The 700-nt window shown below is 76.6% G+C and carries 1 protein-coding gene; it reads left to right on the top strand.

What is annotated here, in order from left to right; all coding sequences use genetic code 11:
- Positions 1-700 (top strand): acyltransferase domain-containing protein (locus tag CCN42_RS32040; RefSeq protein WP_143662081.1); only part of this gene is annotated, 700 nt, incomplete at both ends.

Below are 700 nucleotides of genomic sequence, written 5' to 3' on the forward strand. Positions count from 1 at the left end.
CCTTCGGCATCGGCGGCACCAACGCCCATGTCGTCCTGGAGGAAGCGCCCCCGGTCCCCGCCGACCCGGCCGAACTGCGGCACGAGGCGCGCACCCACACGCTCTTCGTGGTCTCCGCGCCCGCACCGGACGCCCTGGACCGGCAGTCCCGGGCCCTGGCCCGCCACGCGGCCGCCCACCCGGACGTCCCGCTGGAACGGCTGGCGTACACGCTGCACACGGCACGGCACCGCTTCCCGCACCGCCGTGTCGTCGTGGCCGGCGGGCACCAGGACCTCGTGGAGCGGCTGGCCGAGCCGGCGCGTGAGCCCGTCGCCCACCGCCCCGGCCGGCCCGTCGTGTTCCTGTTCCCGGGGCAGGGCGCCCAGTACCGGGACATGGGCCGGGCCCTGTACGCGAGCGAGCCGGGATTCCGGGCCCACGTGGACCACTGCCGGGAGCTGCTGCGCGGTGCGGCGGGCGCGGACGCCTCCGAGGCCGACCTGCTCGGCCGCACCGACCGGGTGGGGGACACCCGGTTCACCCATGTGGCGCTGTTCGTCGTCGAGTACGCGCTGGCGCGCTGGTTCACGGACCTCGGCGTCCGGCCCGACGCGGTGATCGGCCACAGCCTGGGGGCGTATTCCGCCGCCTGCCTGGCGGGCGTGCTCTCGCTGGAGGACGCGCTCACACTGGTCGCCGAGCGCGGCCGGCTGCTCGC

Origin of the sequence: Streptomyces glaucescens (genome assembly GCF_002154375.1) — a bacterium.
GTDB lineage: Bacteria > Actinomycetota > Actinomycetes > Streptomycetales > Streptomycetaceae > Streptomyces > Streptomyces glaucescens.